The organism is Paenibacillus sp. FSL H7-0442 (assembly GCF_038593105.1).
Taxonomy (GTDB): Bacteria; Bacillota; Bacilli; order Paenibacillales; family Paenibacillaceae; genus Paenibacillus; species Paenibacillus polymyxa_D.
The window spans coordinates 2427501-2435770 of the sequence record NZ_CP151963.1; the positions used below are offsets into that span (position 1 = coordinate 2427501).

At 47.3% G+C, this 8270-nt stretch carries 3 protein-coding genes and 2 rRNA genes (1 of these 5 only partly in view); all 5 read left to right on the forward strand.

Going from position 1 to position 8270, the window contains the following annotated elements; translation table 11 throughout:
* Nucleotides 1-2212 (forward strand): 23S ribosomal RNA (locus tag MHH57_RS11155); it begins 715 nt to the left of the window's first position.
* A gap of 151 nt (nt 2213-2363) precedes the next feature.
* Nucleotides 2364-2480 (forward strand): 5S ribosomal RNA (rrf, locus tag MHH57_RS11160).
* Between the two features lie 963 nt (nt 2481-3443).
* On the forward strand, nt 3444-4268 hold the full coding sequence (locus MHH57_RS11165; protein ID WP_342435091.1) for an alpha/beta fold hydrolase: 825 nt from the start codon (nt 3444-3446) through the stop codon (nt 4266-4268).
* Nucleotides 4269-4483: 215 nt separating this feature from the next.
* Nucleotides 4484-6379, forward strand: a complete 1896-nt coding sequence (locus MHH57_RS11170) for an ABC transporter ATP-binding protein (protein ID WP_029517087.1) — start codon at nt 4484-4486, stop codon at nt 6377-6379.
* A complete protein-coding gene (locus MHH57_RS11175) occupies nt 6354-8219 on the forward strand; it encodes an ABC transporter ATP-binding protein (protein WP_069012585.1) in 1866 nt (621 codons plus the stop codon). Before MHH57_RS11170 ends, MHH57_RS11175 begins: the two co-directional genes overlap by 26 nt.
* Nucleotides 8220-8270 lie beyond the last annotated feature (51 nt).

Genomic DNA, 8270 nt, shown 5'->3' on the forward strand with positions numbered 1-8270 from the left:
TAGACCCGAAACCGGGTGATCTACCCCTGTCCAGGGTGAAGGTGCGGTAACACGCACTGGAGGCCCGAACCCACGCATGTTGAAAAATGCGGGGATGAGGTGGGGGTAGCGGAGAAATTCCAATCGAACCCGGAGATAGCTGGTTCTCCCCGAAATAGCTTTAGGGCTAGCCTCGGAAAGAAGAATCGTGGAGGTAGAGCACTGATTGGGTGCGGGGCCCGCAAGGGTTACCAAGCTCAGTCAAACTCCGAATGCCATAGATTTAGTTCCGGGAGTCAGACAGTGAGTGCTAAGATCCATTGTCGAAAGGGAAACAGCCCAGACCATCAGCTAAGGTCCCCAAGTGTGTGTTAAGTGGGAAAGGATGTGGAGTTGCACAGACAACCAGGATGTTGGCTTAGAAGCAGCCACCATTGAAAGAGTGCGTAATAGCTCACTGGTCGAGTGACTCTGCGCCGAAAATGTAACGGGGCTAAACACACCACCGAAGCTATGGCTTGATGCTTGCATCAGGGGTAGGGGAGCGTTGAATGCGGGTTGAAGGTGTACCGTAAGGAGCGCTGGACTGCATTCAAGTGAGAATGCCGGTATGAGTAACGAAAAGATCTGTGAGAATCAGATCCGCCGAAAGCCTAAGGGTTCCTGAGGAAGGTTCGTCCGCTCAGGGTAAGTCGGGACCTAAGGCGAGGCCGATAGGCGTAGTCGAAGGACAACAGGTCGAAATTCCTGTACCACCGTAATCCGTTATGAGCGATGGGGTGACGCAGTAGGGTAGTGACGCGGACGGATGGATGTCCGTCTAAGCAGTGAGGCTGGTGTGTAGGCAAATCCGCACATCGTAAGGCTGGGCTGTGATGGGGAGCGAAAATTATAGTAGCGAAGGTCATGATCTCAGACTGCCAAGAAAAGCCTCTAGCCAGGAGAAGGTGCCCGTACCGCAAACCGACACAGGTAGGCGAGAAGAGAATTCTAAGGCGCGCGGAAGAACTCTCGTTAAGGAACTCGGCAAAATGACCCCGTAACTTCGGGAGAAGGGGTGCCTCGGTAGGGTGAATAGCCCGAGGGGGCCGCAGTGAAAAGGCCCAAGCGACTGTTTAGCAAAAACACAGGTCTGTGCGAAGCCGCAAGGCGAAGTATACGGGCTGACGCCTGCCCGGTGCTGGAAGGTTAAGGGGAGTGGTAAGCTCGCAAGAGCGAAGCTATGAACCGAAGCCCCAGTAAACGGCGGCCGTAACTATAACGGTCCTAAGGTAGCGAAATTCCTTGTCAGGTAAATTCTGACCCGCACGAATGGCGTAACGACTTGGGCGCTGTCTCAACGAGAGATCCGGTGAAATTTTAATACCTGTGAAGATGCAGGTTACCCGCGACAAGACGGAAAGACCCCATGGAGCTTTACTGCAGCTTGATATTGAATTTGGGTACGATCTGTACAGGATAGGTGGGAGCCGTCGAACTTTGAGCGCCAGCTTGAAGGGAGGCATCCTTGGGATACCACCCTGATCGTATCTAGGTTCTAACTTGGTACCGTAAACCGGTGCGAGGACAGTGTCAGGTGGGCAGTTTGACTGGGGCGGTCGCCTCCTAAAGAGTAACGGAGGCGCCCCAAGGTTCCCTCAGAATGGTTGGAAATCATTCGAAGAGTGCAAAGGCAGAAGGGAGCTTGACTGCGAGACCTACAAGTCGAGCAGGGACGAAAGTCGGGCTTAGTGATCCGGTGGTACCGCATGGAAGGGCCATCGCTCAACGGATAAAAGCTACCCTGGGGATAACAGGCTTATCTCCCCCAAGAGTCCACATCGACGGGGAGGTTTGGCACCTCGATGTCGGCTCATCGCATCCTGGGGCTGAAGTAGGTCCCAAGGGTTGGGCTGTTCGCCCATTAAAGCGGTACGCGAGCTGGGTTCAGAACGTCGTGAGACAGTTCGGTCCCTATCTGTCGTGGGCGTAGGAAATTTGAGAGGAGCTGTCCTTAGTACGAGAGGACCGGGATGGACGTACCGCTGGTGTACCAGTTGTTCCGCCAGGAGCACCGCTGGGTAGCTATGTACGGAAGGGATAAGCGCTGAAAGCATCTAAGCGTGAAGCCCCCCTCAAGATGAGATTTCCCAGTATGTAAGACCCCTTGAAGACGACGAGGTAGATAGGTTGGGGGTGGAAGTGCAGTAATGCATGGAGCTGACCAATACTAATCGGTCGAGGGCTTATCCTAAGATAAGACGCAAATGAGTTTCGGATCCAGTTTTCAGGGTGTAACCTTGAAGGTATGTATAAGTGACATACGACAAGCGCATGGCTATTCATTCACACGATATGTGGTGAACCGAATAACCTTACGGAAGAATTTGCATAGCAAATTCATGTTTGGTGGCGATAGCGGAGGGGTTCCACACGTACCCATCCCGAACACGACCGTTAAGCCCTCCAGCGCCGATGGTACTTGGACCGCAGGGTCCTGGGAGAGTAGGACGTCGCCAAGCACGATAAAAAGAGCACAGCCTTAATGGGCTGTGCTCTTTTTGTATACCATAAGGCTTTCGCATTTTGGAAATTATATATACATGAACCCATACATATACTCCATTCCACTAAATTAATAAGATTAGGGGATAACTACAATAAAGCCTACAACACTCTGCATATCGACCGATAGTGAAGTCAAACATAATGAAATTTATAAAGCAGCAAGTCTCCAACAACAGGGAGCCTTGCTGTTTGCCGTTACTGTTTTTTGAGAGGGTGAAAGATTAAAAGTAAGGCTATAAATTTCTAGAGAACAGGTACTTTTGAAACGAGATAAAAACGTTTTTATTAGAGTTTGAAAAGAAAATTCATAGATTTGGGAGAGAAAAACTCAATCCGAACTGGATTTTTTAGACGAAGAGTCAGAAAAAAATATGCAAAAAATGCTCCTTTAGGACTATGGAATAACAATATTTATTACAAAAATAAAGAGTTATTAATTTTGGCTTATGTGAGCTTGATACAAATCCAATCCAATATTTAGGTGATTGAAGAGAGCTGCGGAAAAAGTCGGAATTTGTCGGATGATATCAGGTTGAATTTGTTACATTTATGTTAATGGCAAGTAAAGATAAAATTGTTGTAGGATAAGGGGTTGGGACCTCAATGTAAATCAAAATGAATTTAGTTTTACAAAATTCGTGAAAACCTGAAATCTTGTTTTAAACTAAATTAACAGATCATGATTGACAGATAACTCATACAAAAAGTGAAATTGTTGCTTTTGAAGTTTGGAAACAAATAACATAATATGGATTTTATTTTATTTTTATAAGCTTCGTCAATTTAGCCCTTTTGTCCCATGCCAAGCGGTTTTAAAGTTTGTATATTTAAAAACAGTTAGAAAGTGTTGGAAGAAAAAAAGAGATATAAGGATTTACTGTAAAATTATGAACTGCATAGAGGATGGAGGAATTCTTATGACAACTCGATCACAATCTTGGTTCGCGAAAACAGAGGTCCAACCGACTACGAAGCTCCAACTATTTTGCTTTCCCTACGCCGGTGGTGGTGCTTATATATTTAACTCTTGGAAGTCCAGGTTTGCGCCTGACATTACCGTGTTGCCTATACAACTTCCAGGACGTGAAAGCCGCTCAACAGAAGCTCCAATGGATACTCTTCAAGACATCGTTCAATCGTTGGTTCCAGCTATGGCTCCATACATACATAAGCCGTTCGCTTTTTTTGGACACAGTATGGGGGCACTAATTGCATTTGAAACAGCACGGCAATTGTACAGCAAAACTGGAAAGCTACCTGAGCATATCATCATATCCGGTAAATCCGCACCACATATTCCATATTCCAAAAAACGACTCCATGATTTAGCAGACGATTCTTTCACCGAAGAGCTTCGTTTGATGCAGGGAACACCTGAAGAGGTGCTGCAAAATGCAGAATTGATGCAAATTATTATGCCTCGTCTGCGTGCAGATTTTAAGGTATGTGAAACTTATGTTTATCAGCCGGGAAATCCATTGATATGTCCGATGACTGTTTTAGGCGGAATGAAGGATTTTGAGGTTAGCACAGATTCACTCCATGCCTGGCAACAGCATACGACATCACCTATGGATGTTCGAATGTTCGAAGGTAATCACTTTTTCATCCATGAACAAGAACAAGAGGTTATGAGCGCAGTCGAGAACATTCTTTCTACATCCTCGCCGATGGCCCACGCGGCGGGAGCTCATACAGCTTACAACACAAGCACCCTACAACTACGATTCAGACAGAGTTAAATGTCCCACACATCACGATACACTTCGTTATTACCATCTCAGCAACAATCAACAACCAACCCACACCAAGATGCAAATTCCAGCATAGTTCAAAATCGCATTTTATTCTGTACGGATACTCATGCATCCAAACCCAGAGTTTATCTCAACGACGTCCACAGCCAATATAAAAAGTTCGCACTGAAAAAGTGTGGGCAGCGAAAAGAGGCATGCCCTTGTTTCGATTAAATTCTGCTTTTCGGAGACTCGCACGTTATGTAAGGCCGTATAATCTATGGGTTTTCATAACGGTGATCACCTCCTTGTGTTTGGCAGCTATTGACATTATTTTGGGTAAGGCCATTGAGCAAATGGCACAGGGGACATTCTCCTCTACCCAGAACATGATCTATCTGGTTGTTGGTATGACGCTAATTGGAATGCCCTGTAAGTTTGTGATGAGGTACGCTTCAGCGCGATTTAGTGTTAGTGCTCTGCGCGACTTGAGAGGCGATCTCGTACATAAGTTTTGCGATTTACCGGTTTCCAGCGTGGAAAGGAAATTTACCGGAGATTTGGTATCCCGTCTAACCAATAATACGGCAGTATTACAGAACTTTTTTATCCAGCAGTTTGCCAATCTGTTCTATTTACCGCTTGTGTTTACGGCATCACTCATATTGCTTTTACTGACAAGCTGGAAACTGATATTGGCAAGTCTTGCGCTCATGCCAATAGGAATGATCATAACATCACTAATGAGCAAGCCAATTGAAAAATACTCAGCGGATCTTCAGGAGAAAATTGCTCATTTGAACGCTGTGGGGCAAGATGCAATCGGAGGAATCCCTATCGTCAAGGCATTCAATATGCAAGCTGTGCTGTTGAAGAAGTATATGGTGATTATGGAGGGGGTCGTCAAGCGCGGCTTACGGCTAGAAAAGCGCTATGCAGCCATTACTCCGGTAGGTGTGATGATGCTAGCAACACCGATTATTTTGGTCATTGTATACGGAGGATACCTGATACAACATGGAGAGTTGAATGCTGGAGGCATTGTACTTTTTTTATACCTGATTTCGTTCATATTGCAGCCGATTGCCATGCTGCCGACGATCATTTCGCAAATGAAGGAAGCGGGTGGAGCCGCAAAGCATTTGTTTGAGGTGCTGGATTGGCAGAATGAACGTCAGGACGGCGAAATGACCTTGGTAGATCAGAAGCGAGAGAATAGGGCGCCTCATTTGAAAGACGATGCAGATGGGGAAGCCAACCGAATGAGTGAAGGCGGAGCAGAAAGTGATGATGACGTTGATAGTGTTGCTGTAGTCAGCTTTGAGCATTTGACCTTTGGCTACGATGAAGGGAACACAGTGCTGAAGGATATCAGCTTCCAGGCAGGGCAAGGGGATATGGTCGCGATTGTCGGTGCCAGCGGTGGGGGTAAAAGCACGATTTTCAAGCTGCTTTGCGGATTTAATGAACCTGGAGAGCATGCTGGAACCATTCAACTATTTGGAAAGAGTTTGACAGATTGGAATTTAACAAGCCTGCGCAGTCATATTTCGATGGTATCTCAGGAGCCGTCGCTTTTTCCGGCCACCATTGCAGAAAATATCGGATATGGACGTTTGGAGGCGACTCGAGAAGAAATTGTCGAGGCGGCGAAAGCGGCACATGCGCATGATTTTATTGTTCAACTTCCCGAGGGCTATGAAACCCTGTTGAGCGAGCGGGGAGGCGGATTGTCTGGCGGTCAAAAACAGCGTATTTCCATAGCAAGAGCATTATTGAAAAATGCTCCGCTACTTCTATTGGACGAGCCGACTTCAGCACTCGATAGTCAGTCGGAGGCTCAGGTGCAGAATGCGATGAATGCGGTAATGCAAAACCGGACGGTACTGGTCATTGCTCATCGACTGTCAACCGTACGTCAGGCGAACCGCATTATTGTACTCGATCAGGGGAGCATTGTGGAATCGGGTTCTCATGAGGAATTACTGGGTCGTGATGGTGTGTACCGAAAGCTGTATTTGAAAAATTTTGAAGAAGAACAGCATACGGCGGAAAACGGTAATTCGTTGCCTGAGGAAAGGGGTGAGCGTCGTGACCTTCAAGCAGGGGTTTTATGAATTTAAGCAGTTGATGTCCCTGATGAAGCCGCACCAAAAATGGTATTTTACCGGGCTGGTTGGCAATAGTCTGACCAATGCCAGCATCACGATTTTACTTTCTTTTGTGGTGCATTATTTGCTGAATTTCGCGGTTAATGGCAATGTACAGGAGCTATACCGAGCGGTCTATTTGGTCAGTGGTACATTTTTGGCATTAAGTCTTATCTCCCCCCTGTGCAGCTATATGTATAAACGGTGTGTAAAGCTGGCGATTGCTGATGTACGAATGAAACTATTTGGCCACATTGTCAAGCTATCGTACGAAAAAGCCGAAAAACACCATTCGGGTGATCTTGTATCCCGTATGACGAACGATGTACAGGCGCTAGAGCAGGCTTACACCGTTCATATTCGCTCGATTATACTGGAAATTTCGCTTTTCTTGGGCTCGTTGGTCATTTTGATGGCTTTGGATTGGCGATTTGGGATTATGGCGGTTGTACTTGGGCTGGCTTCAGCCTGGATAAATGCTCATTTCGCGAAGAAAATGCGAAAGACGAGTGAAGAGTTACAGGGACGGATGAGCAGGTTCACGGAACGATTGAGTGATTTGCTTTCCGGTTTGCAGACGGTGAAGTTGTTTGGGTTGAGGACAAAGGTAGGTGGACTATGTAACGATGCAAGCGAGGACATCAATCGCATCAGCATCCGGCAGGGACGTCATATGGGCTTGCAGGATATGTGCAATTTTGTCATAGAGTTCATTACGCTGGGCGGTGTGCTTGTCGCCGGATTGATTCTGGTATCGCAGAAGCAAATGGAACTGGGAGTATTGGGACAGATTGTACAACTGCAAACCGGTATTTCAACGGTATTTTTGGAGCTAGGGGCGGCTGTAACACTGTTACAAAACTCCTTGGCAGGCTTGGCGCGTATCCGCGAAATTCTGGATGAGTCGAAGGAAGAGGAACAGTTCCCCGCGGCTAAAAAGAAGGGACCGCTGACTAGGCTTAGCGATCCCGAGACGGCAGCTTTATCAGCCCGTGAATCTGGGGAATTCTATGGCGATGTTGAAACCTTAGGTTCAGACCACGCCATTGAACAGACTCCGGCTGCGCTGGAGCTGCACGACATCACCTTTGGCTATCAGCCTGACCATCCAACGCTGCAAAGGTTAAACTTGGTCGTGCCGGAAGGGCAGGTCACTGCACTTGTCGGTCCGAGTGGTGGTGGCAAAAGCACAGTCATGAAGTTGTTGCTGGGATTTTACCCACCGGATGAAGGTGTGCTGCGGGTTCGTGGTCGTTTGGCAGAAGAATTTCCGTTGGATGAGGTCAGGGATTTGATGGCCTATGTACCACAGGAGGCTACGCTGTTCCACGGTACAGTAGCGGATAATATCCGTTTTGGCTCACCGACTGCCACGGATGAGGAAGTGGAGGCTGCAGCCAAAACAGCCTATGCCAGCGGCTTCATAGCCGAGTTGCCAGAGGGGTACGACACGATTGTCGGTGAACGCGGAGCCAATTTGTCCGGCGGTCAAAGACAGCGGATTGCAATTGCCCGTGCTTTGCTCAAAAATGCACCGATTTTGCTATTGGATGAAGCGACCTCGGCTTTGGATGCAGAATCGGAATATGAAGTCCAGCAGGGCTTAAATGAGTTGATGAAGGATCGTACGACATTAGTTATTGCCCATCGATTGTCTACGATTGAACGGGCGGATACGATCTGTGTCCTTGCCGATGGCGAACTGAAAGAGCAAGGTACCCATGATCAGCTCCTTGCCGAGGGCGGCCATTATGCAGAGCTGTATGAGCTTCAATTTCGAAAGCATCCCGAGGAACAAACCGCATGAATATGCGAATTTCCTTTTTACCAAATATCTATTTTGTGAGGAGAGAGACGG